This is a genomic window from Parvimonas sp. KA00067 (genome assembly GCF_001553085.1).
GTDB lineage: Bacteria > Bacillota > Clostridia > Tissierellales > Peptoniphilaceae > Parvimonas > Parvimonas parva.
In genome coordinates this window covers 74064-99510 of sequence record NZ_KQ960151.1, presented here as the reverse complement: position 1 = coordinate 99510, position 25447 = coordinate 74064, and the positions used below count along the sequence as shown (strand labels likewise).

Sequence of the window (25447 nt, the reverse complement as noted above, 5' to 3'; positions counted from 1 at the left end):
ATTATCCTCCTAAAACATCTTTAAATAACTTTTTCAATTCAAAATATACCCCATCTTCGTTATTTGTAAATTCAGTAATATTTTTTGTCAAAGATTTTAATTCATCAATTCCGTTTTTCATTGCAAAACCAATGCCGGAATTTTTAATCATCGACTTATCATTAAATTCATCGCCAAAAGATACAACATCGGAAAGACTGATATTTTTACTCTTTAGATAATTAGTTATAGCAATCCACTTATCTGCATTTGCTGATTGAAATTCAAGCACCTTTCTTCCGTCAGGAATCAAATATCTATTCTTAACCAGATTATGCTCATCATTAAATAATCTATAAAACTCATCAATCTTTTCTTTCTCATCTAAAAAGGCAATACATAAAACAGTTTCTAAAGATTTAATATCAATTTGACTAAAATATCTAATACTATCAGTAGCAATTTTTTTATCTACAATATTTTCTTCAAAATGACTTTTCTTAGGACGACCGTCCGCAATAGCAAGATGATAACCGTCAACAAAAGAATCTACATAAATATAAGGATTCATTCCACAATCCAAAGCCTTATTAAAAACCTCCAAAAACTTAGAATTTTTAACATATTCAACATTAACCAATTTATTTGACTCTTTAAATCTGCTCATAGCTCCATTATTTGCACAAATCATAATGTCCCTTTTTAAAGGTTTCAAAAAGTCTGAAACCATATAAAAATGCCTGCCGGTTGCAATGACAACCTCAACTCCATTTCCAATTAAATTGTCCAACAACTCAAAACTACGAGGAGATATTTTCTTTTCATCATTTAATAAAGTACCATCTAAATCTAAACAAACTGCTCTTAACATAAACACCTCTTTTCAAAAAAATAAAGTGCCGATAACGGCACTTTATAGACTCATATTATTCTTCGTCTTCTTCAACTAAAGCATCGAACGCATCAGAAACCTTATTGAATTCTTCATCACTTTCGATTTCTTCAACTTCGTATTCTCCGTCTTCTTTTTCTATATATTTGCAAAGTAAGATACTTCCGTCTTCTTGACTTTGAAGAGCGATATAATCTTTTTCTTCAACCTCAAAAACTCCGATAACTTCAAAAGTTTCTTCTTTTCCGTCTTCATTTTCAAAAACCAGTAATTCAGCTTCCATTTCTTCTTCACAGCCACAACCGCAGCCACATCCACAGCCTTTATTTTCTTCCATTGTGTATGTCCTCCTTAAATTATTAAAAGTTTAAAATATTTAAACTAATAAAAATATATTTTACACCTTAAGTGATAAAATATATATCTACAATAATAATACCACATTTTTTAAAAAAAATATACCTTTTTTAAAAATTTTTTATAATAATATTTTTTTCCTAAATTGCAAGAATAAATTAGCCACATAAAAATAATTCTCTAGGCGTTTTGTAATTGAATATTTTTTTAAAAAAATTTTATTCACATTAATTTCTATTGATAATGTTAAAATAAACAAATTTTCCTTAATTTTCCCTAAAAATTTAAAAGTTATCCCATATTTTAAAAAAGTTATCCACAAAATAAAGCTTAAAATATACACTTATCCACAAGTTATTCAACTTATCCACAATTTTTAAAAAAGACTTTACTTTTTTTATTATCATTTAAGCCATTAGAATAAAATTATTAAGTGATAAATTTATTAAAAAATTTTTACACAAAAAAAGTTTATCAAGCATAACTCAATAAACTTTTTTAAATAATTTATTTCAATCTTATTTTTTTACCTTTTTATAACCGATTATTTGTAATCCATTTTCTATATCATCAAGAGTTTTATCAACATAATATCCTTCGTTACTTGTTGAATATGTTACTGCCTCTCCACGTTTTTTAAAGCCTTTGAATTCATAGTATTTAAAGTCTTCAAAAGGTTTTAATTTTTCACTTAAAATTTCTTTCTTTTCTCCAGTTATTTTATATACTATGCACAATTTATAGTAATCATCTAAACCTCTTTTTGACATAACAGCTGAATTTATAGTTTCTTCTGTTAATGGCATATCATAAATTGCAATTCTTTCTATCTTTAAGTTTTTAGCATCTGAATATTTACTTGATTTGGCAAAAACTTTCTTGGCATCTTCTTCCATTCTATTAAGATGCTTTTCAACATCTTTAAAATCTCTAACAAATTCTACAAGATTATTTGCTTTAGCAGTTACAGAAAGCTCTTTTTTATCAAATTTTAATTTTAATCCCTTAGTATCTTCAAATTTTAAAGTAGCTGTAATTTCATCTCCATTTTTAATTTCCTTTTCTTTACTATACTCAACCTTATAGTTTTTTAAAATGCTATTTATCTCCTTATACTTCTTTTTATCTTTAACTTCTTTTATTGTTGGAACTCCTGAAACATCAGCCTTTACAACCCCATATCCATCATATCCTGAAATATTTAAAGTCATATCCATATTTTCTAAACTTATAACAGCATCAGGTTTTAACATATAATTTATAGTTTTGTAACCAAATATACCACCAACTATAATTATAAAGCCTAAAATTCCTGAAATTATATATTTTTTATTTTTCTTAACATTATCAGTTACAACGCTATAATCTGCTGTTTTAACTTTTTCAGCAACAGCTTCCGCTCCTGCAACTCCACTATTAACAGCTGAATTTGTAGCTTTTTTGATATTTTCACTTGCACTATAAACATTTTGATTTTTAAATATAACTAAATACAACATATAGATAGTCAAACCGAAAGCTATAATTCCAATAATATAAAATAAAATAGTTAAATATAATTTAGACATTGAAAATGCACTGATGATACTATCAGGGTCTTTAAAATCTCCAAAACCTAACTTTCCATTAAAAGCATTTAGAGGATTTTCAGTTAATTTTTTTACTAAACTTGCCAAATTAAAAAACTTTCTTGAAATTAAATTTCCAATAAAAATTGCTAAAATACCACCTACAAAACTCAAATTTGTTGGCAGTTTAAAAAAGTCATTTCTTTTTTTTATGCAAACTAATTTATAATAAAGTAGTCCCATCAAAATTAGTGATAGAAAAATTAAAAATCCAATAAAATTTCTTACATTTATAACTGCAACAAAAGAACGCAAACCGGACATAACACTTTCTACTCCTGAAAGGGCGCTTTCAAAATCCATATCGTTAATATTAGCTTTAGTGCTTTTATTTACAAAATTATATAAACTTATCATCTTAAAGAACAAAAATACCAGACTAAGTATAAATAGAGCAGAAATTCCACCCATAATGTATTCTAATAAATTTTTCTTTGTAATAAATTTATCAAAACTTTCCTTAAAATCTCCTTGTTTATTAGGAACATTTTTCTCAATATTTTCAGTTTTTTCATCAATAGTATTCTCTTGCTTAACTTCTTCTTTTTTGGTATCTTCAACCTTTTCTTCAACTTCGACATTTGAAATTTCTTCCAAAATATCATCAATCTCAATATTATCTTTCTTTAATTTTTCCACAAAAATTCCTCCTTAAAAATATTAATTTCTATTTATATAATAAACTTTAAAAAAATTTACTTTTCAATCAATCTATCTGAAAACAAAGGTATTAACAGTCCAACTACCAAAAATCCTATTCCAAGTGCAGCCATATAATCTAATTTATTAAATGAAAAAAGCGTAAAACATAAAATAGATGAATTAATAGCTCTTTTAGCTATTGTATGGTCTTTAAAATACTTAGTATATAAATTATGTTCCCAGATTTTTAAATTTTTTATAGGGGTAAAAAAAAGTATAATATAAAACAACATAGTAAATGCAATTAAAAATGTAATTTTATTTAATGCTCCTAGACTAGGTATATATCTACTAATTAAAGCAGTTATTAAAAATAAAACAACAAACAAAAAACTTCTAAATTCTTCACTAGCTTTCATAATAACCTCCTAAAACGATTTTTCTACTTTAAATTAATTTTTTTCTACTTTAAATTAATTATATACTTTAAAATTAAATATGTCAATACAAAACAATAGTAACTTTGTTAAAAGCAAATACACAAAAAAGCTGTTGCTTATCGCAACAGCTTTTTTTACGCTTGTTTAGCTATTATATCCTTAACTTTCATAAGTCTTGTAATAGTAGCTCTTTCGTTTTCATCTAATTTCATTCTAATGAATTTAATTGTTTCTTCAAGGTCCGGAATTGTTCTATACTCAAGAGCATTTACTCTTCTACGAGTTTTTTCAATTTCATCTGCCATTAACTGACACGCTTTTTCTACTTCTGCAAGTTCTAAAAGCATATCCATTACTGAATGTAATTCTAAAATAGCATCGTCAAGTTCAGAAGAAGTTTGAGCATATCCGTAAGGGAATATGGCTCCATTCGATTCTGTTCTGTTAAATTCCATTTTTGGAATATTTACACTCATAACATTTTTTGTTTCAATGGCAACAGATACTTGTTCTTTCGGAAAGGCCACAGCTTGTTCCAAAAATTCTGGACTCATAACAGCGCTTGCTAAAAGAAAAGATTTGAATGAGTTTGAAAGTTCTTTTTCAACTTCAACACGAAGTTTTTTGTTTTTTCTAATCATTTCTATAAATCTTCTCATAAGTTCATCTTGTTTATCTTTAAGAAGTTTATGACCCCTTTTAGCAGTTACAAGTCTTCCTTTGAGATTAGAAAGAGCCATACGCGTAGGATTTACATTTAGCTTTGCCATCTATATCTCCCCTTTATTCTGTCTTTCCTAAATATTTGTCAATATATTCCTCTCTAATTCTCTTAAGCTCTGTTCTTGGAACTATACTTAATAATTCCCAACCTAAGTTTAAAGTTTCTTCTATTGTTCTATTTGTTTCGTATCCTTGGTCAACATATCTTCTATCAAAAGCGTCTGCGAATTTTGCAAATGCTTTATCAGCCTCTGACAATGCTGATTCCCCTAAGATTACTGCAAGTTCACGAGCCTCTCTACCTGATGCATATCCTGCGTAGATTTGGTTCATTGTGTCTGCGTGGTCTTCTCTTGTCTTTCCTTTACCGATACCTTTATCTTTAAGTCTTGATAATGAAGGAATTACAAAGATTGGTGGTTGGATACCTTGTTTATATAATTCTCTTGAAAGAATGATTTGTCCTTCTGTGATATATCCTGTAAGGTCAGGAATTGGGTGAGTAATATCATCTTCAGGCATTGTTAAAATAGGAATTTGTGTTATTGAACCAGGTCTGCCTTTTAATTTACCCGCTCTTTCATAAATTGTTGAAAGGTCAGTGTATAAATAACCTGGATAACCACGACGTCCCGGAACTTCTTTTCTGGCTGCAGAAACTTCACGAAGTGCCTCAGCATAGTTTGTAAGGTCAGTTAAGATTACCAAAACGTGCATTCCTTTTTCAAACGCTAAATATTCTGCACAAGTAAGTGCCATACGAGGAGTTGCAATTCTTTCGATTGCAGGGTCATTTGCAAGGTTCATAAATAAAACCGCTCTATCTATCGCACCTGTTTTTGTAAAGTCATCAATAAAGAATTGAGCCTCTTCAAAAGTGATACCCATTGCTCCGAATACTACGGCGAATTTTTCTCCATCTCCAAGAACTCTGGCTTGTCTTGCAATTTGTGCTGCTACATTGTTATGTGGAAGACCTGAACCGGAGAAAATTGGTAATTTTTGTCCTCTAACTAATGTATTAAGTCCATCTATTGTAGAGATACCTGTTTGAATAAATTCTGAAGGATAATCTCTTGATACAGGGTTAATTGGAGAACCGTTAATGTCAATTTTCATTTCAGGAATAATCTTTGGTCCTTTATCTATAGGATTTCCAAGACCGTCAAAAATTCTTCCAATCATATCTTCAGAAACTCCAAGTTCAAGTGGGTGCCCTAAGAATCTACAAGTTGTATCTCTTAAGTTAATTCCTGCTGAACCTTCGAACAACTGAACCATAGCTTTGTCGCCGTCAATTTCAAGAACTTTTCCTCTTCTCTTTTCTCCATTTTGAAGTCTAACTTCAACTAACTCTTCGTACTTAACTCCTTCAACACCTTCAACAACCATCAAAGGTCCTACTACTTCTCTTACTGTCTTATATTCCTTAAGCATTAGAGTTACCTCCTTCGCTTATTAATTTTTCTATATCATTTTTAACTGTTTCAAATAATGTATCGAATTTTTCTAATTCATTTTCTGAAATATTTTTACTTCTTGTTATACCTTCACGAGATTCAATCTTCAAGATTTCATCAAGATATACTCCGGCATCTAAAGCTTTTTTAGCCTCTTCATAGAAACCTAAAATAACTTTTAACATTTGGAATTGTTTTGGAAGTGAACAATAAGTATCTACTTCATGGAATGCATTTTGTTGTAAAAAGTCTTCTCTTAATGACTTAGAAACTTCAAGTTTTAATTGGTCTGCCTCTGAAAGTGAATCTCTACCAACAAGACGTACAACTTCTTGTAAATTTGATTCTTCTTGTAAAAGTGCCATTGATTTTATTCTGTATTCAGAGAATTTTCTATCAATATTTGCATCCATAAATTTATCCATTTTATCTTGATATAATGAATATGAATTTAACCAGTTAATAGCCGGAAAATGTCTTCTATAAGATAACGCATAATCAAGTCCCCAGAATACTTTTACAATTCTAAGTGTAGCTTGTGATACCGGTTCTGAAATATCTCCACCCGGAGGAGAAACGGCACCGATTACTGTTAAAGCACCTTCTCTATCTTCGCCTAAACATTTTACAAAACCAGCTCTTTCATAGAAGTCTGCAACTCTTGATGCAAGATATGCAGGATAACCTTCATCACCAGGCATTTCTTCAAGACGACCGGACATTTCACGAAGTGCCTCTGCCCAACGTGAAGTTGAGTCAGCCATAAGCGCTACTGAATATCCCATATCTCTAAAATATTCCCCAATAGTAATACCAGTATAGATTGATGCCTCACGAGCCGCTACTGGCATATTTGAAGTATTTGCGATAAGAACTGTTCTTTTCATAAGTGATTGTCCAGTCTTAGGGTCTATAATTTCAGGAAATTCCATAAGAACATCTGTCATTTCGTTTCCACGTTCTCCACAACCAACATAAACTACGATTTCTGCATCTGCCCATTTAGCAAGTTGGTGTTGAACAACTGTCTTACCTGAACCGAAAGGTCCTGGAATTGCAGCAGCTCCACCCTTTGCAACAGGGAAGAATGTATCGATAATTCTTTGTCCTGTTATAAGTGGTCTAACAGGGTCTAATTTTCTTGAATATGGACGACCACGACGTACCGGCCATTTTTGAATCATATTTAATTCTTTAATTCCATTTTCAGTTTCTATTTTACAAATAATTTCATCAACTGTATGTTCTCCTGATAAAATTTCAACAATTTTACCATTTACAGCTGGAGGAACCATAATCTTGTGTGAAACAACAGTTGTTTCTTGAACAGTTCCGATTACATTTCCTTCTGAAACTTCATCTCCAACATTTACAGTTGGAACAAAATCCCATTTCTTTTCTCTATTTAATGATGCTACACTAACACCTCTTAAAAGGAAATCTCCTGCTTTAGCTTGTAATGCCTCAAGAGGTCTTTGAATACCATCAAACATTTGTTCTATCATACCAGGTCCAAGTTCAATGGAAAGTGGACTACCAGTTGAAACAACTTCATCTCCAGGTCCAATACCAGTAGTTTCTTCATAAACTTGTATTGAGGCCTTGTCGCCTCTCATTTCTATAATTTCTCCAATGAGCTTATTATCAGAAACTTCAACAACATCATATACGTTTGCGTCTTCCATTCCTTCTGCAACTACAAGAGGTCCGGAAACTTTAATAACTTTACCGACTTTCAATATAAGCCCTCGCTTTCTATAATATATTTGACCCAACAGCTTTTTCAACATTCTTGTTGATATTTTCTAAGCCTATATTTAAACTACCTCTGTTACTAGGTATTAAAATTACTGCTGGAATAACTTCATTGTTGTATCTTTGAATAGTTTCTGGAATATCTTTTGCTAATTGTTCAGTAACAAAGATAATTCCATATTCTTCTTTTGCTAATTTGTCAATAATTCTTCTTGCATCATTTCCCTCGATTGCAGTGAAAACATGAACTCCAAGCGCTCTAAAGGCAAGAACAGAATCCTTATCGCCAATTACAGCTATCTTATACATAAACTTCACGCAACCTTTCTTTTATAAAATCAGCAGACAAATCATTAACTTTTCCTACTAAAACAAGTCTTAGATTTTTTATTTCTACTTCTTTTGCAATCAAATATGCAAAAATAACTTCAGCCCCATAATTTATAGAGTTAGTTTCTTTAATTAGATCCATTAAATAATCATCAACATATTTTTCAAAATTACTTAAAGACGATGTATTTTTATACTCTTCAATTATTAAAGATAAAACTTTAGAAATACTAGATGATTTAAATTTGATATTTAAAGTTTCTATTTCATTAAAGAATAGTGCTAAAATTTCATCTTTTTGAATTTCTCCACCTTCTATTAAAGATTTTTCTAAAACTTCTTTAGATTGTTTTTGCCTTTTACATCTTATAAAAGTTCTTATATTAGTAAAATCAATCATAGCTTTAAAATAATTTTCTATCATATTTAAATTAAATTTTTTAACAAGATCTAAAATGTTTTTAAAACATTCTCTATCTAAAAATATATCAATATCTTGTGGATCTTTAGACTTTTCAAAAATATCTAGAGCCATTTTATAATATTTAGAAATATCTATATTTGAATCCAAAATTTTTTGTTTAAAATCTAATATTTCATTTCTGTCAAATAGAGAATACATTGTGTCAAAATCTTCATTTAGTAATTTTTCTTTAACACAAACTTTTAAATTATGATATAAATATTTAAATTGCAAGCAATCGACTATAGACTTTTCACTTGATATTTCAAAAACTTCTTTATAAGTTTTATTTAATGTATTAGATAAAATAGTTTCATAATTTTCTATTCTGTCTAATTTTGAAATTTCACTTGAATAAGAAGTTTCATTTAAAAACCTAATAACTTCTTGTAAATCTTTACAATCGGCAAGTCTTTCAAACTGTTGTTTAGTAAGTAAGCTTTTTCCCAGATGACGAATTCTAACACTTGATTGGATAAAATTTTCTCTATCCATAATACACCTCCTACTAACTAAATAACTTATCTGCTACTTCTTGTTCTAAGTCTTCTTTTACTAAGTCTATTAAACTTGAAAATTCATTATTTAAAATTATTTTTCCATTTTTAAGTGAAAATCCACTTTCAACAGTTTCATCAGCTACTTTTATACCAAATAGCTTTTCTCCTGCAAGTTTCTTTTCATTTTCTGTAAGAATAATTTCACTATCTTCTCTAACTTCTAAAGCTTTTAATGAATTTTCAACGAATTTTAAATAATCATCATGATTTAATGTTTTTAATTTTTCTTTTGTCAATTCAAAAACTTTATTAATCATTTCTTGTTTTGCAACTAGAACCATATCTCTTGCTGTTAAACTTGAGTTTGAAATTATTCTTTCTTTAGATTGTGTAGCCTCTACTTTTGCTTTTTCAATTATTTTATCAGCTTTCTTTTGAGCTTCACTTTCTGTTTTTCCAACAAGAACTGCAACTTCACTTTTAGCATCTTCTACTACTTTTTTAGATTCATTTTCAGCATCTTGAAGGATTTCATCTATAATATTGTCTAAGTTAGACATTCAATCACATCCTTTTTATTTTATTTATGCTGTCTATTTGAATACAACTTTTGAAAGTAATAAGAATGACATTGCAAATGCTAAAATGGCGTAAGTTTCAACCATTACTGCAAGGATAATACCTTTTGTTTGATGTTCTTCATTTTTAGCCAAGATATTTATACCTGCAACAGCAACTTTTCCTTGATATAGTGCAGATCTTAAACCTACAAGTCCAACAGGAAGAGCTACCATAGTTAAATATAAACCTTCTTGTAAACTCATAGAAACATTAAGTTTACCCATTATCATAAGTCCAATTACAAAACCATAAAGTCCTTGAGTACCTGGTAATAATTGTAATACCATTGCTTTACCAAATTTTTCCGGTTCAGTTATAACAAGGCCTGCTGCAGCTTCCCCTGCTAAACCAACTCCTCTTGCAGATCCTATACCTGCTAATAATACAGCTAACGCTGCTCCTAAAATTCCAAATACAACACCACCGTGTTCTGCTAATACGCTCATAAATTCTTTCATAATAAAATCTCCTTTAAAATAATTTTTTATTTAGTTTTTAATAGAATTATTTTACTTCTATATATTTTTTCTTACTTCTAAAAGTATTAAATTTTTTTCCTCCACCTTCATAGAACTTACTAAAAAATTCTACATACATAAGTCTTGAAGTGTGTACATAAGCTGATAAATAGCTTAAAAATATATTAAATGATTGTGCAAATATAAAGAGTATAACTCCAAATATTATTCCAATAATTCCCGCATTTGCAAGCATCTTTACGATTATATTTATGGCTATAGCTATAAATCCTCCTGCTAAGCCCAAAGCCATAAGTCTAAGATACGAAACAAAATCACCTATATATGAAGTTATTCCGTATAATGAATAAAGTCCACCTGCAATTCTTGCAGGAATACTTTTTGCATCTCTTGCTCCAAATAATACTATTCCAATCATTCCAATTAACATAGTGTAAAATGAAATTGTATTTTTATTTAAAATATAAACTATTACGGAAATCAATGTTAAAAACCACAAAAACACATCATAAAAAGCATCCAATGGTTTCCCATTTTTTATTAATATATATGCTTTAACTAAAAGTCCAACTGCTAAATGAACCGCTCCAAAAACTATTGAAAGCGTTAAAACAGTCATAAAATCTTTTGATGAATCTAAAACTTGAGTAGGAAGTTTAATCAAATCACCAAATGCTGAACCATAAAGCAAGCCCCATATCATGGTAGATATACTAAGTGCAAAGAAAAATTTTAAAAACTTCTTTGTAGCATCATCAAATTTAAAAAATTTCAACGCAATTGCTGAACCTATAAACAAAATAAGTCCATATGCAAAATCGGCAACCATCATTCCAAAAAATACCCAATAAAAAATTGATAGTAAAAATGTTGGATCTATTTCATTGTATTTTGGAAGTGCATACATCTGAGTTACAGATTCAAACAAAGATGATATTTTATTATTTTTTAAAATAATAGGAACATTCGGGTCATCTTTTTTTGCATCTTCAATTTCTAGATAAATTTTAGACGCTGAAACCTTTTCAAGTAAAGCCTTAAAATCACTTTCTTTATCTGCCGGAATATACCCTTGAATAACATCAAGTTTTTCAGTAGATTTAAAGTTAGAAACGACTGTATCTCTAAGAGATAAATTTTGATAATATTCATAAACACTTTGCATTTTTTGAACATTTCCTGTAAATTTTTTAATCTTTTCAGTCAATTCTAAATTATCTTTTTCTAAAACTTCCTTTTCATTTTTCAAAGCATCAAGCTCTTCACTAACTACCCCTTTGATTTCAAGATTAACTTCACTAAAGCTATTTAATCTTAAATTTTCAAGTACCATTTCTAGCTCCAACTCATTTGTAAAAATGATACAATAAGCATTTTTACCAACTATATCTCTTTCTTCAAAATATGTTGACTTCAAATCAACAATAGCATTTCTAAATTTTTCAATATTCTTTGTTGGTAAATAACCCATAATAAATTTTAATTTTTTGAATGAATTCAAATCTTTAATAGGCTCTTGAATAGAAATCCAAGGCAATAATTCCTTAATAGAATTATCTATCGCATTCAATCTTTGGTTATTTGAATCTATCCTTTTACTTATATCAGTTAAAGCCTCAAAATCAGGAACATAATCATAAGATTTTGCCTCTTTTTCAAGTTCATCAAAAGTATAAATAATAGGTCCCTTTTTCAAGGCTGATAAACCTTTTTCTTTTTCAACAAATCTTCCGACATAATCAATTAGCCATTTAATCTTCGCAGATTCTTCGACATAATTAGTTTCTTTTGTTGAAACTTCTATATCCTTTAGATAATCAAACTGTTCAAGAGAATCGAACTTTGAAAAGTTTACATAACCAAACTTTTGGAGTTCTTCAAGCAATCGCTTTCTTTTTCCTTCAAGAGCAAATAAAGTGAATTCCTTCATTTTAACTATTGCCATTTACACTCACAATCCTCTCTACTATCGAATTAACCACAGACTCTAATTTTTCATCATCAACAGATTTAATAAGCTCAACTTCTTTTTTAGCCTTTTCAATTACAGGTCTTGCTAACATTTCGCCTTCATTTTTAGAGCTAATTCTTATTTCTTCAGCCTCTTTTTTAGCGTTATCAACAATTCTGTCAAAAATTTCATGTCGCTCTTTTTCAGAATTTTTTCTCAAAGTTCCCGCCTCAAGTTTAGCATCCTCAAGTAAAGTTTTAGCTTTTAATTCTGCCTCTTTAACTCTATTTATAGCATCAGTAGTCATTTCATCACCTCCTAATATTAAATAGTATTTTAAATTAAAATTTTTAAGATAACATTTTCATAATAAGTACACAAAAATTCCAAAATTTAAAAAACTATGTTTTTTATTCCATTAAAATAAAGGACTTTATATTTTCTTAAATTCAAAAATTTTCCCCCATTTTAATCATAGAACTATTATAAACCTATTTTTATATTTTTTCAAGTATCTTTTTACAAAAAATTGATAATATAATTTTTATAAAAAAATCTTTTTCATAAAAATTATTACTGCTTATATTTTACCCAATAACTTATCAAGTTAAATATATTACAAAATTAAATTAAAGTCAATGAATAACTTAAAAGAAATATGTTAAATAAATATTCAAATTTCAACAAATACGATAACTTTCCCGACAATATTTCAGTTTCTTATTTAACATAAAAAATTTTTATTTTATCATATAAATTATATCTATTTTTTAATTCCGCTTATTATATGATAAATAACCAACAACGGATGATAAAATAACATTCTAGGGCCTGAAAATTTCATAATTTTTTTTACTTTTTCTTTCATTTCCATATTATAACAGGGAGATTTACAATTTGAACAAAAAGTTTTTGTCTCCATAAATTTACAATGATCAATTCTTTTTATAGAATAATTTAAAACCTCATTGCATTCATCACATAATTCTCCATTTTTATGATTTTTCTTGCAATAGAGTTTTACCATTTCAGTTATTACTTTTTTCTCTCTATCTCTTTTCTTTTCAACACTTTTTTTCATATCTTTATTCTTTAAATTCTATAATTTGCCTTTCAATATCTGCTTTTGCGTTTATTCCAAAAGGAATAATACATCTTAAAGATACGATACCCATTTTTCTTACCTTCATAGTCCTCCATAGAAAAAAATCAGCTAATAACCGACCAAAAGGTCGGTTATTACGCCGATTATTTTAAATTAATTCTATTTACACTTTTTTCAATTAAGTTTACGATATAATATCCCTTTGTATCTCCATGTCTTGGAAGTGTTGTACTACCAGGATTTAAAATTGTTATTCCGTCAATTCTTTCTCTTAAATGAACATGAGTATGTCCAAAAAGTGCATAGTCAGCCCCTAATTCTTTAGCTTTTTCAACTATTTTTTCTATTCCGTTATCAACATCATAATTGTGTCCATGAGTTAAAAAGAATTTCTTTCTTCTAATTTCTAAAACTAAATCTTCGGGCGTGTCATTTTCGTTTATATCATTATTCCCACGAACTGCATAAACTTCCATTCCTGTAATTTGTTCAATTTTCCTTGAATCATCCACATCATCTCCAAGATGAAGGACGATGTCAACTTTATTTCTTTGCAAACTGTATGCAACCGGAAGTACGATTCCATGGGTATCACTAACAACTGCTACTATCATATCTATCACCTAAAATATTTTTCAAATCTTCTAAGGCTCTTTTTCTGTGGCTAAATTTATTTTTTTCTTCTGCTCCAATTTCTGCTAAAGTTTTATCCATATTTTCAGGAATGAAAATTTTATCATATCCAAAACCATTTTCGCCACGTTCTTCTGTTGAAATAGTTCCTTTTAAAATTCCTTTTGCTACATATTCATCTCCATTTTCGTCAACAAAGACGATAACAGTTTTAAAATATGCACTTCTATCCGACTTTCCTTCAAGATTTTTTAAAAGTTTTTTTCTATTTGCTTCACTATTTCCATGTTCTCCTGCATATCTTGCAGATAAAACTCCAGGCTCTCCATTTAAAGCATTTACAAAAAGTCCTGTATCATCAGCTAAAACAGCAAAGGAACAATATTCTCTCAACTTTTCAGCCTTTAATTTTGAATTTCCTTCAAGTGTATCATAAATTTCTTCAAATTCTTCTGTTACACCAAGTTCTGATTTTGTTACAATTTCAAAGTCATATTTGCTTAAAATCGCAAATATCTCTTTAACTTTGTTTTTATTGTCCGTAGATAAAGCTACTTTTTTCATTAAACTAACCTTTCTAAAATCAATTCATTAAACTTTTGTGGATTTCCTTTACCTTTTGACGCCTTCATACATTGTCCCATTAAGAAACCTAAAGCTCTGTCTTTTCCGTTTTTATAGTCCTCTATTGAAGACGGATTGTTGCTTAAAACTTCTTCAACGATTTTAATCAATGCACTATCGTCAGAAATTTGGATAAGTCCTCTTTCTTCAACAACTTTAAGTGGGTCAAAATCTCCCTCTTCAAACAATTCTCTAAGAAGTTTTTTTCCTACATTTGCATTAATCTTATTTTCTTTAACCAATTTTAAAAGACTGGCAAAAGATTCTATATTCAAAGGAATTTCCTCAAATTCAATTTCCAAATCTTTAACTCTTCTTAAAACATCAGATAAAAGCCAATTTGAAACAAGAGTTTCATCATCAACCTTTTTTACAACTTTTTCAAAATATTCAGACAAATATTTATTTTGAGTTAATACATTTGCATCATATTCTGAAAGTTTGTATTCAGCTAAAAATCTATTTTTCTTATTTCTTGGAAGTTCAGGCATCTTTTCCTTAATGCTTTCAACAAAACTTTCTTCAAGAGTTATATAAGGAATGTCAGGCTCAACACTAAATCTATAATCATTCCCCTCTTCTTTATGACGCATAATTATAGTTTCAAGTTTTGCCTCGTCCCAACGTCTAGTTTCTTTTTCGCCAATAATATTATTTTTAACATTTTCTATATGTCTTTTTTGTTCATGCTCCATTGCACGAAGTGCAGCTTTGAATGAGTTTAGATTTTTAATTTCTGTAATTTTTGTTTTAAAACCTGTTTCTTCATCAACAACATTCAAGTTTACATCACAACGAAGTGAGCCTTCTTCCATTTTTACATCTGAAATTCCAAGGTATTTTATAGTTTCCTTTAGATTTGTCAAAAATGCAATAGCTTCTTCAGGACTATTCATATCAGGCTCAGATACAATTTCTATTAGTGGAACACCAGCTCTGTTGTAGTCCATAAGAGTATGTCCACTTTCGTTGTGGATTGATTTTCCCGTATCTTCTTCTATGTGTATTCTTTGTAATCTTACTTTTTTTACTCCATTTTCAGTTTCAATTTCTATATAACCATTTTTACAAATCGGAGTTCTCTCTTGAGTAATTTGATAACCCTTAACCAAGTCGGGATAAAAATATTTTTTTCTATCCATTTTCATATCCATTGAAATTTCACAATTAAAAGCATTACCTGCCATTATCGCATATTCAATCGCTCTTTTATTTATTCTCGGAAGAGTTCCCGGATGTCCTAAACAAGTTGGACAAACATTCGTATTTGGAGGACAACCATATTCATTTTTACAACCACAGAACATTTTTGTTTCAGTTTGTAACTCAACATGAATTTCAAGTCCTATTATAGTTTTTAAACTCATATTAAAGCCCCCTTTCAAAATTCATTGCAAGATTTAAAAGTTTTTCATCATCAAATCTCTTACCTATAAATTGAACACTTCCACCAATTTTTTTAAGATTTAAAGGCACAGAAATAGCAGGAAGTCCGGCAAAGTTTACAGGAACATTAAAAGTATCTCCTGCATAAGCACTTAAAGCATTCTCCTTTTCATCTCCAATTTTTCTTGGAAGGCAAGTTGTAGTCGGAGTTAAGATAAAATCATAATTTGAAAGCACTTCGTTTACTTCCTTACTTATCAACTCTCTAACTTCCAAGCCTTTTTTGTAAAGTGCTTGATTGTTTGAGCTTGCAAGGTAGAAAGTTCCCATTGCAATTCTTCTCTTAACTTCTTCCCCAAAACCTTCACTTCTTGTATTTGTGAAAAGCTCTCTAGTTGATTCATAATTTTCAGTTCTGTATCCATATCTAATACCGTCAAATCTTGACATATTACTTGAAACTTCAGAACTCATAACAACATTATATACATTTGTAGAATGTTTAATATATTTAAAATCTACTTCTTCGATTATCGCACCTTGATTTTTTAAATTTTCAATCGCCTTTTTATAATCATTTAAAACAACTTCATCAAGTTCGTATTGTTCCAAATTAGAAACTGTCGCAATCTTAATTCCATTTAATGAAAATTCACTATCTTCTTTGAAATTTACAGCATCTCTCATAGTAACAGCGTCCATTTCATCAAAACCGCCAATTACATTTATAATAGGTAAAATTGACTTAACATCATTTGATAAAATTCCAACTTGGTCTAAACTACTAGCCATAGAAACAACACCATATCTTGAAATCATACCATAAGTTGGTTTATATCCAACACAGGCGCAAAAAGATGCAGGATTTCTAACAGAGCCACCAGTATCTGAACCCAAACTAATCATAGCAAGATCGGCACTTACACTACTTGCAGACCCGGAAGATGAACCACCTGGAATTAAACTTTCATCAAGTGGATTTTTTGTTGTGCCAAAATATGAAGTTTCTCCTGAACCACCCATAGCAAATTCATCCATATTTACTTTACCTAAAATAACAGCATCTTCTTCTAAAAGTCTGTCAATAATTGTAGCATTAAAAATCGGAGAAAAATTTTCTAAAATTTTTGAGCCACAAGTATTTTTATAACCCTTAACTAAGATATTGTCCTTAATTGAAATAGAAATACCAAAAAGTGAGCCTAATTTTTCGCCATTTTTTAATTTTTCATTTAAAAAATTAACTCTTTCCATAACTTTTTCTTTAGAAAAATCAAGAAAAATATTCAAATCCTTTTTATCTTCAATTCTTTTTATAACATCAGTATAAAATGAAACCAAATCCACCTTACCACTAATAAAATCTTCTCTTATACTTAAAATATCCATTATTTCACAACCCTTTGCAATCTAAAATATCCATACTCTTTATCACTAGCATTTAAAAGTGCATCTTCCCTAGAAATACTTTCCTCCACAACATCTTCTCTCAAAGGACTGTTGTGCTCAACAACTATTTCAAGACCACTACAACTTGAAGTATCAAGTTCCATAATTTCATTTGCAAAAACAAGAACATCATCAAACTTTTTAGCAATGCTAGAAAGTTCTTCTTCCTTTACATTCAAGTTTGCAAGATAATAAATTTTCTTTACCTCTTCCTTAGTAACCATAAAAATCTCCTATTAAAATTTTATTATTTATCCTTGTAAATGAGATTAGAACATTATTTCCGTCTTTATTTTAATCAACGAAATTTCTGTTAAAATCTTATCCAATAAACTTATATATAAAATTATAGCATTTTTAGACCCAAATGTAAAAAAAACTTGAATTTTTTTATTTTCAAGTCTTTTTAACATTAATACATATAATTTAAAAATTTTTAATACAATTAATATTTATTCTTTTAATATGGATTTTCTATAATCTAATAACTTAATCTTTAAAATTAATAATACAGTTACCATAATAATACAAAAAACTATCATCTTTCTAACAGTATTCAATAGTAATGGTATCGTCAATAAAATAATTCCGAAAAACAAACACAATTTACCAAATTTTTTCATTAAATCATTTTTTAAATCTTCTGAAATATCATCAATCTTATAGTAAGGAATTATCTTTTTTTGACATTTATTATTCAAGTATAAAACCCCCATAATTATATTATATAAACCACAGATTAAAAGCATTATTCTATACAATAACAACATAATCAATTCACAATCCTTTATATTTAATTATTTAAGTTAAATGAGTTAAATTTATAATTTTTTTTGCAAATAAATCATATTACAACTAAAAAAGTTAAGAACATTAAATTTCTCAACTTTTTAATTTTTCTATTTAGGCTCGCCTTTTATATATTCTGTATTTGTTTCAGTATCGACTATTGTCTTTTCATCTTTTATCCAAAATTTTCTTTCAGGGAAGAAATCAGCTGTTAAATACTTTTTTCCACCTTCTTCAAAAACTTTCGGTTCTAAAAAATTTCCGTCATCCGTAAAATCACCACGAAGTTTTCTAACAGATTCTTTTGAACAATTATCAAAGTCTATCGGCTTAGCTTTGTAATACAAACAAGGTACTCCATAATATTCTCCATTATCTATAACAATTTGCGAATCAGAAGCATAATAATATCCACAAACTTCTTGAACTTCTTTACTTGCTTTTCTAACAATATGCTTTTGTGCTTTTGTATTGTCTTCATTAACATTAGAACTCTTAGCACAACCTGAAAGAGCAACGAAAACAGGCAAAATCAAAATTAACTTTTTAAAAAATTTTTTCATAATATCCTCCTTCTAAATTTTATGTAAATTATATAAATCTTCATGTATTTTTGAAAAATATTATTAATTATCTAAATTATACTAAACAAATAAAAATACGTCAATAGCTTTTAAATAAATATTTATTAAATTAATAGTTAAAATTAAGGAATTACTTCTCCTTTTTTTACCATAGCAAAAATCCATTCTTTTTTTATCTGCCATATATTTGCTTGAACTCTGTAAATATCCCATTCATCAATGTCGAATATTCTACTCCAACTATCTATTACAATTCTTTTTTCTTCGGGATAAAAATTTCTATACTTGCCTTCAAAAAATTCAAAACCGTTATCTATTCCCTTTTTCTTTAGTCGTTCATTGTACTTTTTATCATCTTCTTCATCTAATGGAATATAATGATGATTGAGTACATAATCCCATTTAACTCCGTCAAAATAAATTATCTCATCTTTTGGAACATCCAATACATATAAAATGCTATTTTCAATCGGTGGCATACAGTTTTTATTGCTGACTCCGCACCAAACAGGCATTTCAACTTCTTTTGGTTTAGGAACTCTTTTTGATGCCTCTGTTACAAAGTAGTTATAACAACTTAAAATATAATCAGAAATCACGCCAAAATTTTCTCTAACATAAGAAATTTTGTTTGTAAAGTATCCTTTTTCTTCAATTTCTCTTAAAGAACGAATGTCTTGTCTTGTGTATAATCTTACAGTTTCCATACATTTCACACCCTTTCATTTTATTGTATCACATTAAATCACAAAAATCAATATGACTATAAAACATAAAAAAGCTATTGAAAAATTCAATAGCTTTAAAATTAATTTTTATGTTATTATCTTTGTGTAATCTTTTCCGTCATCGTCAAATACCATGAAGTTTTTAATTCTAAGTTTTATATTTGAATTTTCTTCAAACATTCCGTAAGTTTCAACATGGTCGATAACTCTAACTATATTTTCATTTCCCAAATCAACTTTACAGTCATTTACATCACCAAGATAAAATTGACTTACAAGTTTTGCATCAATTGTTCCGTCTTTTTCGTCTATTCTTAAAGCCTCAGGTCTTATTGCAATTATAACATTGCCCTTTTTATCTCCATCGTAAGCTAATTTTTTTCCAGTATTTGAAATTTCAACATATCCATCTTTTGAAATTCCCTTAATAAAATTAACACGACCGACAAAATTTGCAACAAAAGGATTTGCAGGATTTCTATAAATTTCTTCAGGAGTTCCAATTTGTTGAACAACTCCTTTATTTATCAAAATTATTCTGTCGCTCATTGTCATAGCCTCTATTTGGTCGTGAGTTACATAAACAACTGTAATTCCAAGTCTTTTTTGTATCTCTTTTATTTCAAAACGCATCTCTTCTCTAAGTTTTGCATCTAAGTTTGAAAGAGGTTCGTCAAGTAAAAGTAACTTAGGCTTTCCAATTAAAGCACGTCCAAGAGCAACCCTTTGTTGTTGTCCACCTGAAAGCTCTGACGGTATTCTATCTTTATATTGAGATAAATGAACTATATCTAAAACTTTTTCAACTCTTTCTTTTATTTCTTGTTTTTTAACACCTGATATTTTTAAAGGATAGGCAACATTGTCAAAAACATTCATATGAGGCCAAACAGCATAAGATTGAAACACCATTCCTATATCTCTTTTTTCAGGAGGAACAAAAGTTTTTCCTCCGGAAACAACATTATCTCCTATTAGTATTTCTCCACTTGTAGGTTTTTCAAAGCCTGCTATAAGTCTTAACATTGTTGTTTTTCCACAACCTGACGGACCAAGCAAAGTTATAAATTCACCATCTTTGAAAGTTTCTGTAAAAGGTTTTAAAACTTCTACATTTCCAAAAGCTTTACTTATTTCTTTTATTGTAATTGTTGACATTTTTCCTCCTAAATTGAAAACTTACCTTTTGTAAGTTTATTTAAAATCCAATTTACTAATAATACAAAAATCAAAATCGCAGTAGCAAGTACACTGGCTATCTGTTGACTATGATAAGTTTGATAATTATAAAGTTCAAAACCGATAGTCTTTGTATGAGATGAATACAACAATGTACTCATAGTAAGTTCATAAAAACAAGGCATAAAGATTAAAAATATACCTGCAACTATTGACGGCATTATTAAAGGAGCTGTAACATCTTTAATCATTCTAAGCCAACCTGCTCCTGAAATCTGAGATGCCTCTTCTAGAGAAGGATGCACCTGACTCATTCCTGAAACTACAGTCCTCATTCCCATTAACATATACTTAATCATATATGCGATTATCATAATATAAATTGTATTATAAATATTTATTCCAAATTTACCACTCATTGTCATTATAAGGGCAAGAGCTATTGCAATACTTGGAGTTCCTGAACCTACAGTAATCAAAAAGTCAGGTATTTTTCTTCCCTTTACTTTTGTTCTTTCAAGCAAATAAGCCATCATACAAGAAATTATTATTCCTAAAAATGCAGCAGCACAAGCAGCAACTAAACTGTTTATTGTCGAACTTAATATGCTATCTCTTGCAAGCATTTGTTTCCAAAACTTAAATGAAATATTTGATAAAGACAATGATTTACCCATATTAACAGTTACAGACGTAAGAGCTACGGTTATAAAAGGAACTATTACTACAACAAAAGCAAAAATAGAAACTAATACTGTAAGAGGAGTTCTCCATTTTCCTAAATCAACTATTACAGGTCTTGTAGATTTTCCGCTCATAGTTATAAATTGTTTTTTTCCTAGTACAAATGTTGAAAAATACAAAACTACATTTGCAATTATCATCAAAAATACTGCTAGAGTTGTAGCATCAATTATGCCCTCTTCGTTTCCTATATGAACAAACTCAATTATTCTGGTTGTAACTGTATGAATCTGTCCTGGAGCTCCTATTATTGAAGGAATACCGTAACAGGATGCAGCTGTTACAAAAACTAAAAGTCCTGCAGCAATTAAACTTGGTGTCATCATTGGAATTGTAACTGTAAATAAAGTCTTTAAAGGACTTGCACCTGAAATTCTAGCAGCCTCTTCAAGAGAAGGATCCATTTTTTCCATTGCACGAGAAATTGTTATAAAGGCATAAGGATAATAAAAACAAGTAAGAACCCAAATCATTCCCCATACACTATAAATATTAAAAATTGGTTGACTAAGCCCAAATACTTTTTGAATAAGCATATTCAAAGTTCCAACCCTTGGATTTAAAAGTCTAAGCCAAGCCATTGCTCCTACATAAGGAGGAACCATATATGTAATAACAAACATAGTTCTAAATATTTTTTTTCCGTATAAATTAGTTCTTCCTACTAAAAATGCAAGAGGAAAAGCTATTAACATTCCAAAAAAAGTTGTTGCAACTGCCGTTACAATAGTATTTTTTACAGCTATAAAGTTTGCATCATAGCTATATACTCTTTTGAAAGCTTCAAGAGTAAAACTTCCATTTGGAAATACGGACTTAACAAAAAGATACAAAAGTGGAAAAACTTCAAAAACAATTAAAAGCGCAACTATCGACAACATTATTATCCACTTTATATCTAATTTAAATTTTCTTTCTGTCTTTTGCATAAAATAACCTTTCATTAACAAGAGGGAGTTTCCTCCCCCCGTTATATTTTTTTATTTTGAAACAATAATTTCAAATTATTCTGTGAATTTATTTTTTACCGATTGTATCAGTAAACATTTTTCTTAAGCCATCTCTATCTTTAACTAATTGTTCCCATTTAACTTTTATACTATTTCCAGTTATTTCAGAAGTTTTGATTGCATCATAAGGAATTTCAGAGAAATCTTTTAATACAGAGTGCATCCAGCCCTTAACTATATATTTTTGACCTTCTTCTGATAAGAACCATTTTGAAATGGCCTCAGCTGCTTTTGTATTTTTATTTTCAGTTAATTTTTCATCTATAACCATAATTGGTGAAGGAACTACAATTGTTCCGTCTTTAGGATAAATAACTTCAAGAGGTGATTTTTCTTCTTCTCTCTTCTTAAGAACTGACTCTTCAAGAATCATAAGTTCATCCATTTCTCCTGTTTCAAGTTTAGCTAAAGCTACACTTCCAGCCTCAACAGCAACTTTTTTATTAGCTAATTTTGTAAAATATTCTTCATTATATTTGTCCTTCAATCCACTAACTGCTGCAAGAGCTGTACCTGATTTTAATGGGTCTGACATTGATATTTTTCCTGCCAATGTTTCTTTTTCTGCAAATTCTTTAAAACTTTGAGCAATGTCTTCCTTCTTAGTTTTTTCAGGATTATAAGCTAATACCATATTAGAAATTCTAACAGGATACCAATAACCTTCTTTATCATATTCGAAAGCTAATTTATCCTTGTTTTCGATATCAAATTTATGTAAAATCTTCTTTTCCTTTAACTCATAAGCATAAGATGGTTCTGCAACCATTATTATATCACAAGCAAGTTTTCCGGCCTCAATTTCCCCTGCAACTTTTGTTTGTAAAGTACCTGTTCCACCTTGGAAAAATTCAACTTCACACTTAGGGAATTTCTTTTTAAGAGCAGGTTTCATATTATCTATTATATCTTCATACATTGAAGTATAGATTCTTACCTTACCTGTAACTTCTTCATTTGATTTCATATTGTTACTTACTTCATCTTTTTTTTCTGTCTTTGCTCCACAAGCAGTAGCACCAATCATTAATGCAGATAGCATAAGTGCTAAAAATTTTTTTCTCATAAAATCCTCCTAATGAAAAATATTATATTTTTAATTGTATAAACAATCTAAACTGATTATACTAAATTTTTATAAAAAAATCTATACATTTTTAATGTTTTAACAAAATAATTTTCTTTTAACAACATTGATATATATAAAAGTAAAAATATAAACTATTGTTTAAATATTTAAAACATAACAAAAACGAAACAAACAAAAAAGAGAATATCCTGTATAATTAAAACAACAAATAAGTTAACTATATATTTCTTAAAACTATTCTATGATTATCAGTATCGGATATAAATATATTTTTATCATCTTTAAAACAAGCACATCTTGGCAATGAAAATCTTTTATAACCTAAACCTCTTTTTTCACCAATACAAGATAATACATTCATATCATTAATATTATCAATAATATAAATCTTAGAATTACCGCTATCTACAATTAGATACTTATTAAATTCTTTACAAAAATATCTAGGCTTTTTTAACTTAATATGATGCCCATTTAAATTTACATTTTTTATAACTTTAAAACTTTTATCTATATTTACTTCAACAACAGAATTATTACCGGTATCAGCAACTAAAAATTTAGTTAAAGAAGAAAAACTCACACTATGTATATCCTTAAATTTATAATTTACTAAAGAACTATCAAATATTAAATTATAATTTTCAATTGAATATACCACAAATTTGTTTGAAGATGATACTAATAAATAATTATCTTTTAAAATAGCTGATTGTAACCAGTCCTTTTTATCAAAATTATTATTAAACAATTCAGAACTAAACTCAATATATTCTTTTAATTGGTAATCATAATATATTAATCTACGATTTTTACTATCTGTAATCAATAATTTTTCATCATTCCAACTAACATATCTTGGAAATTGAAGACCCTTCCCATTAAATTTAGTTAATACTGTTAATACTTTATTATTTTTCATTATTTTTATCTCATTATTTCCACTATCGGCTATAGCTAATAGTTTATATTTTTTTGACCATGCTATCACTCTAGGAAAATTAAAAATAGAAGATTCTATTATGGAATTACCATAAACTGATTTAGTTTTCCCAGTTTTTGTATTTAATAAAATAATATTAAGATTCGAACCTTTACATTGAGCAATTAAAATTTTATCTCCATAATATCCCATTATAGACGGAGCCCAAAAGCCATATTTTAAATTACCGACTTTAGATGTATTACCATATATTTTTAAAATCTCTTTATTTTTAGAAACACTTATAATCCTATGACCTCTTTGTTCTGAAATTATATATTCGTTTTTATATTTCATGGCAGAAACAGGTATAAACAATCTATTATTTTCATATCCTGGATCATCATATTTACCATATGTCCACAAAATTTCACCACTAAAACTAATTTCATGTACACAATTCGCAGATGCATCAACTAGCAATATTCTTTCATCTAAAATTTCAAACCAAAAAGGTTCTATAAAAAAATTTTTATCAAGATATATTATTTTATCAACATTAAAAGTTTCTAAACTCAAAAAAACTAATCTTAATTTTGTAGTAGAAAATATAATATTATTATTTACTACTTTTAAATGTATTAACTTTTCATCACTTTCTAAGCTATAAAAACTTTTTCTTAAGCATCTTTTCTTTAATTGTTCTTCATATTTATATATTGAATTATCGCTTTTAGAATAATAATATGCACCATTTTTTGACTCAACATAATAATCAACTTGATTATCAATTTTTATTTTTTTTATTTCTACAATATCTAAATTATAATCATAATCTATTTTATATACATATTTATTTTCTTCTATAAAAATGTATTGTCCTTTTTCTGAAATACCTAAATATTTAATATAATTGTTTTTATTTTCAATAAAATTTCTACAATACTTAATACCTATATCTTCCTCTTTCACTTTATTTCCTAC

26 protein-coding genes are annotated in these 25447 nt (G+C 28.5%); all 26 read right to left on the bottom strand.

Translation table 11 applies throughout. The annotated features are described in order from the left end of the window. Nucleotide 1 precedes the first annotated feature (1 nt). Nucleotides 2–850, bottom strand: coding sequence for a Cof-type HAD-IIB family hydrolase (locus HMPREF3181_RS05725; RefSeq protein WP_068474343.1), 849 nt, complete (start codon nucleotides 848–850; stop codon nucleotides 2–4). A gap of 55 nt (nucleotides 851–905) precedes the next feature. Next, entirely contained in the window at nucleotides 906–1208 is a 303-nt protein-coding gene (locus tag HMPREF3181_RS05720; RefSeq protein ID WP_068474341.1) for a DUF1292 domain-containing protein, read from the bottom strand. A gap of 538 nt (nucleotides 1209–1746) precedes the next feature. Beyond that, a complete protein-coding gene (locus HMPREF3181_RS05715; RefSeq protein ID WP_068474338.1) occupies nucleotides 1747–3495 on the bottom strand; it encodes a hypothetical protein in 1749 nt (582 codons plus the stop codon). 56 nt (nucleotides 3496–3551) lie between these two features. Then, nucleotides 3552–3917, bottom strand: a complete 366-nt coding sequence (locus HMPREF3181_RS05710; RefSeq protein ID WP_068474336.1) for a hypothetical protein — start codon at nucleotides 3915–3917, stop codon at nucleotides 3552–3554. Nucleotides 3918–4072: 155 nt separating this feature from the next. Then, nucleotides 4073–4708 (bottom strand): V-type ATP synthase subunit D, encoded by a 636-nt coding sequence (locus tag HMPREF3181_RS05705; RefSeq protein ID WP_068474334.1) that lies wholly within the window; start codon nucleotides 4706–4708, stop codon nucleotides 4073–4075. A gap of 13 nt (nucleotides 4709–4721) precedes the next feature. After that, nucleotides 4722–6098, bottom strand: coding sequence for a V-type ATP synthase subunit B (locus tag HMPREF3181_RS05700; protein WP_068474331.1), 1377 nt, complete (start codon nucleotides 6096–6098; stop codon nucleotides 4722–4724). Beyond that, nucleotides 6091–7860 carry a V-type ATP synthase subunit A gene (locus tag HMPREF3181_RS05695; protein ID WP_068474329.1) on the bottom strand — a complete coding sequence of 590 codons (1770 nt, stop codon included), beginning with the start codon at nucleotides 7858–7860 and terminating at the stop codon, nucleotides 6091–6093. Before HMPREF3181_RS05695 ends, HMPREF3181_RS05700 begins: the two co-directional genes overlap by 8 nt. A gap of 16 nt (nucleotides 7861–7876) precedes the next feature. After that, the gene (locus HMPREF3181_RS05690; RefSeq protein ID WP_068474327.1) at nucleotides 7877–8185 is read right to left on the bottom strand and encodes a V-type ATP synthase subunit F; all 309 of its coding nucleotides are present in this window, start codon (nucleotides 8183–8185) and stop codon (nucleotides 7877–7879) included. Continuing rightward, a complete protein-coding gene (locus HMPREF3181_RS05685) occupies nucleotides 8178–9164 on the bottom strand; it encodes a V-type ATP synthase subunit C (RefSeq protein WP_068474325.1) in 987 nt (328 codons plus the stop codon). The genes HMPREF3181_RS05690 and HMPREF3181_RS05685 overlap by 8 nt, the downstream gene beginning before the upstream one ends. A 13-nt stretch (nucleotides 9165–9177) precedes the next feature. Beyond that, nucleotides 9178–9729, bottom strand: coding sequence for a V-type ATP synthase subunit E (locus HMPREF3181_RS05680; RefSeq protein ID WP_068474323.1), 552 nt, complete (start codon nucleotides 9727–9729; stop codon nucleotides 9178–9180). A gap of 33 nt (nucleotides 9730–9762) precedes the next feature. Beyond that, the gene (locus HMPREF3181_RS05675; RefSeq protein ID WP_068474321.1) at nucleotides 9763–10248 is read right to left on the bottom strand and encodes a V-type ATP synthase subunit K; all 486 of its coding nucleotides are present in this window, start codon (nucleotides 10246–10248) and stop codon (nucleotides 9763–9765) included. A 46-nt stretch (nucleotides 10249–10294) separates the two neighbouring features. Further along, entirely contained in the window at nucleotides 10295–12214 is a 1920-nt protein-coding gene (locus HMPREF3181_RS05670) for a V-type ATP synthase subunit I (protein ID WP_068474320.1), read from the bottom strand. After that, the gene (locus tag HMPREF3181_RS05665; RefSeq protein ID WP_068474317.1) at nucleotides 12201–12527 is read right to left on the bottom strand and encodes an ATP synthase subunit B family protein; all 327 of its coding nucleotides are present in this window, start codon (nucleotides 12525–12527) and stop codon (nucleotides 12201–12203) included. Before HMPREF3181_RS05665 ends, HMPREF3181_RS05670 begins: the two co-directional genes overlap by 14 nt. Before the next feature lie 456 nt (nucleotides 12528–12983). After that, a complete protein-coding gene (locus tag HMPREF3181_RS05660; protein ID WP_068474311.1) occupies nucleotides 12984–13301 on the bottom strand; it encodes a nitrous oxide-stimulated promoter family protein in 318 nt (105 codons plus the stop codon). A gap of 167 nt (nucleotides 13302–13468) precedes the next feature. Next, nucleotides 13469–13939: a YfcE family phosphodiesterase gene (locus HMPREF3181_RS05655; protein ID WP_068474308.1), complete on the bottom strand. Its 471-nt coding sequence runs from the start codon at nucleotides 13937–13939 to the stop codon at nucleotides 13469–13471. Then, entirely contained in the window at nucleotides 13920–14522 is a 603-nt protein-coding gene (gene rdgB / locus HMPREF3181_RS05650; protein ID WP_068474307.1) for an RdgB/HAM1 family non-canonical purine NTP pyrophosphatase, read from the bottom strand. Before rdgB ends, HMPREF3181_RS05655 begins: the two co-directional genes overlap by 20 nt. Next, nucleotides 14522–15949 carry an Asp-tRNA(Asn)/Glu-tRNA(Gln) amidotransferase subunit GatB gene (gatB, locus tag HMPREF3181_RS05645; RefSeq protein ID WP_068474303.1) on the bottom strand — a complete coding sequence of 476 codons (1428 nt, stop codon included), beginning with the start codon at nucleotides 15947–15949 and terminating at the stop codon, nucleotides 14522–14524. Before gatB ends, rdgB begins: the two co-directional genes overlap by 1 nt. A 1-nt stretch (nucleotide 15950) precedes the next feature. Beyond that, the gene (gene gatA, locus HMPREF3181_RS05640; protein WP_068474300.1) at nucleotides 15951–17357 is read right to left on the bottom strand and encodes an Asp-tRNA(Asn)/Glu-tRNA(Gln) amidotransferase subunit GatA; all 1407 of its coding nucleotides are present in this window, start codon (nucleotides 17355–17357) and stop codon (nucleotides 15951–15953) included. After that, a complete protein-coding gene (gene gatC, locus HMPREF3181_RS05635) occupies nucleotides 17357–17641 on the bottom strand; it encodes an Asp-tRNA(Asn)/Glu-tRNA(Gln) amidotransferase subunit GatC (RefSeq protein WP_068474297.1) in 285 nt (94 codons plus the stop codon). Before gatC ends, gatA begins: the two co-directional genes overlap by 1 nt. A 228-nt stretch (nucleotides 17642–17869) precedes the next feature. Beyond that, nucleotides 17870–18118 (bottom strand): hypothetical protein, encoded by a 249-nt coding sequence (locus tag HMPREF3181_RS05630; RefSeq protein ID WP_068474294.1) that lies wholly within the window; start codon nucleotides 18116–18118, stop codon nucleotides 17870–17872. 198 nt (nucleotides 18119–18316) lie between these two features. Next, nucleotides 18317–18769 (bottom strand): hypothetical protein, encoded by a 453-nt coding sequence (locus tag HMPREF3181_RS05625; protein ID WP_068474291.1) that lies wholly within the window; start codon nucleotides 18767–18769, stop codon nucleotides 18317–18319. A 143-nt stretch (nucleotides 18770–18912) separates the two neighbouring features. Continuing rightward, entirely contained in the window at nucleotides 18913–19497 is a 585-nt protein-coding gene (locus HMPREF3181_RS05620) for a DUF3841 domain-containing protein (protein WP_068474288.1), read from the bottom strand. Nucleotides 19498–19605: 108 nt separating this feature from the next. Next, nucleotides 19606–20676, bottom strand: coding sequence for an ABC transporter ATP-binding protein (locus HMPREF3181_RS05615; protein WP_068474284.1), 1071 nt, complete (start codon nucleotides 20674–20676; stop codon nucleotides 19606–19608). 8 nt (nucleotides 20677–20684) lie between these two features. Further along, nucleotides 20685–22370 carry an ABC transporter permease gene (locus HMPREF3181_RS05610; RefSeq protein ID WP_068474606.1) on the bottom strand — a complete coding sequence of 562 codons (1686 nt, stop codon included), beginning with the start codon at nucleotides 22368–22370 and terminating at the stop codon, nucleotides 20685–20687. Between the two features lie 88 nt (nucleotides 22371–22458). After that, nucleotides 22459–23517, bottom strand: a complete 1059-nt coding sequence (locus tag HMPREF3181_RS05605) for an ABC transporter substrate-binding protein (RefSeq protein ID WP_068474280.1) — start codon at nucleotides 23515–23517, stop codon at nucleotides 22459–22461. 241 nt (nucleotides 23518–23758) lie between these two features. Then, nucleotides 23759–25435, bottom strand: a complete 1677-nt coding sequence (locus HMPREF3181_RS05600; protein ID WP_068474278.1) for an NHL repeat-containing protein — start codon at nucleotides 25433–25435, stop codon at nucleotides 23759–23761. Between the last annotated feature and the right edge of the window lie 12 nt (nucleotides 25436–25447).

Excerpts from the sequence above, each read along its gene's own strand:
- HMPREF3181_RS05725 (WP_068474343.1), bottom strand. The coding sequence starts at position 850 with ATGTTAAGAGCAGTTTGTTTAGATTTAGATGGTACTTTATTAAATGAT.
- HMPREF3181_RS05720 (WP_068474341.1), bottom strand. The coding sequence starts at position 1,208 with ATGGAAGAAAATAAAGGCTGTGGATGTGGCTGCGGTTGTGGCTGTGAA.
- HMPREF3181_RS05710 (WP_068474336.1), bottom strand. The coding sequence starts at position 3,917 with ATGAAAGCTAGTGAAGAATTTAGAAGTTTTTTGTTTGTTGTTTTATTT.
- HMPREF3181_RS05705 (WP_068474334.1), bottom strand. The coding sequence starts at position 4,708 with ATGGCAAAGCTAAATGTAAATCCTACGCGTATGGCTCTTTCTAATCTC.
- HMPREF3181_RS05700 (WP_068474331.1), bottom strand. The coding sequence starts at position 6,098 with ATGCTTAAGGAATATAAGACAGTAAGAGAAGTAGTAGGACCTTTGATG.
- HMPREF3181_RS05690 (WP_068474327.1), bottom strand. The coding sequence starts at position 8,185 with ATGTATAAGATAGCTGTAATTGGCGATAAGGATTCTGTTCTTGCCTTT.
- HMPREF3181_RS05685 (WP_068474325.1), bottom strand. The coding sequence starts at position 9,164 with ATGGATAGAGAAAATTTTATCCAATCAAGTGTTAGAATTCGTCATCTG.
- HMPREF3181_RS05680 (WP_068474323.1), bottom strand. The coding sequence starts at position 9,729 with ATGTCTAACTTAGACAATATTATAGATGAAATCCTTCAAGATGCTGAA.
- HMPREF3181_RS05675 (WP_068474321.1), bottom strand. The coding sequence starts at position 10,248 with ATGAAAGAATTTATGAGCGTATTAGCAGAACACGGTGGTGTTGTATTT.
- HMPREF3181_RS05670 (WP_068474320.1), bottom strand. The coding sequence starts at position 12,214 with ATGGCAATAGTTAAAATGAAGGAATTCACTTTATTTGCTCTTGAAGGA.
- HMPREF3181_RS05665 (WP_068474317.1), bottom strand. The coding sequence starts at position 12,527 with ATGACTACTGATGCTATAAATAGAGTTAAAGAGGCAGAATTAAAAGCT.
- HMPREF3181_RS05660 (WP_068474311.1), bottom strand. The coding sequence starts at position 13,301 with ATGAAAAAAAGTGTTGAAAAGAAAAGAGATAGAGAGAAAAAAGTAATA.
- HMPREF3181_RS05655 (WP_068474308.1), bottom strand. The coding sequence starts at position 13,939 with ATGATAGTAGCAGTTGTTAGTGATACCCATGGAATCGTACTTCCGGTT.
- rdgB (WP_068474307.1), bottom strand. The coding sequence starts at position 14,522 with ATGAAAAAAGTAGCTTTATCTACGGACAATAAAAACAAAGTTAAAGAG.
- gatB (WP_068474303.1), bottom strand. The coding sequence starts at position 15,949 with ATGAGTTTAAAAACTATAATAGGACTTGAAATTCATGTTGAGTTACAA.
- gatA (WP_068474300.1), bottom strand. The coding sequence starts at position 17,357 with ATGGATATTTTAAGTATAAGAGAAGATTTTATTAGTGGTAAGGTGGAT.
- gatC (WP_068474297.1), bottom strand. The coding sequence starts at position 17,641 with ATGGTTACTAAGGAAGAGGTAAAGAAAATTTATTATCTTGCAAACTTG.
- HMPREF3181_RS05625 (WP_068474291.1), bottom strand. The coding sequence starts at position 18,769 with ATGAAAAAATTTTTTAAAAAGTTAATTTTGATTTTGCCTGTTTTCGTT.
- HMPREF3181_RS05620 (WP_068474288.1), bottom strand. The coding sequence starts at position 19,497 with ATGGAAACTGTAAGATTATACACAAGACAAGACATTCGTTCTTTAAGA.
- HMPREF3181_RS05615 (WP_068474284.1), bottom strand. The coding sequence starts at position 20,676 with ATGTCAACAATTACAATAAAAGAAATAAGTAAAGCTTTTGGAAATGTA.
- HMPREF3181_RS05610 (WP_068474606.1), bottom strand. The coding sequence starts at position 22,370 with ATGCAAAAGACAGAAAGAAAATTTAAATTAGATATAAAGTGGATAATA.
- HMPREF3181_RS05605 (WP_068474280.1), bottom strand. The coding sequence starts at position 23,517 with ATGAGAAAAAAATTTTTAGCACTTATGCTATCTGCATTAATGATTGGT.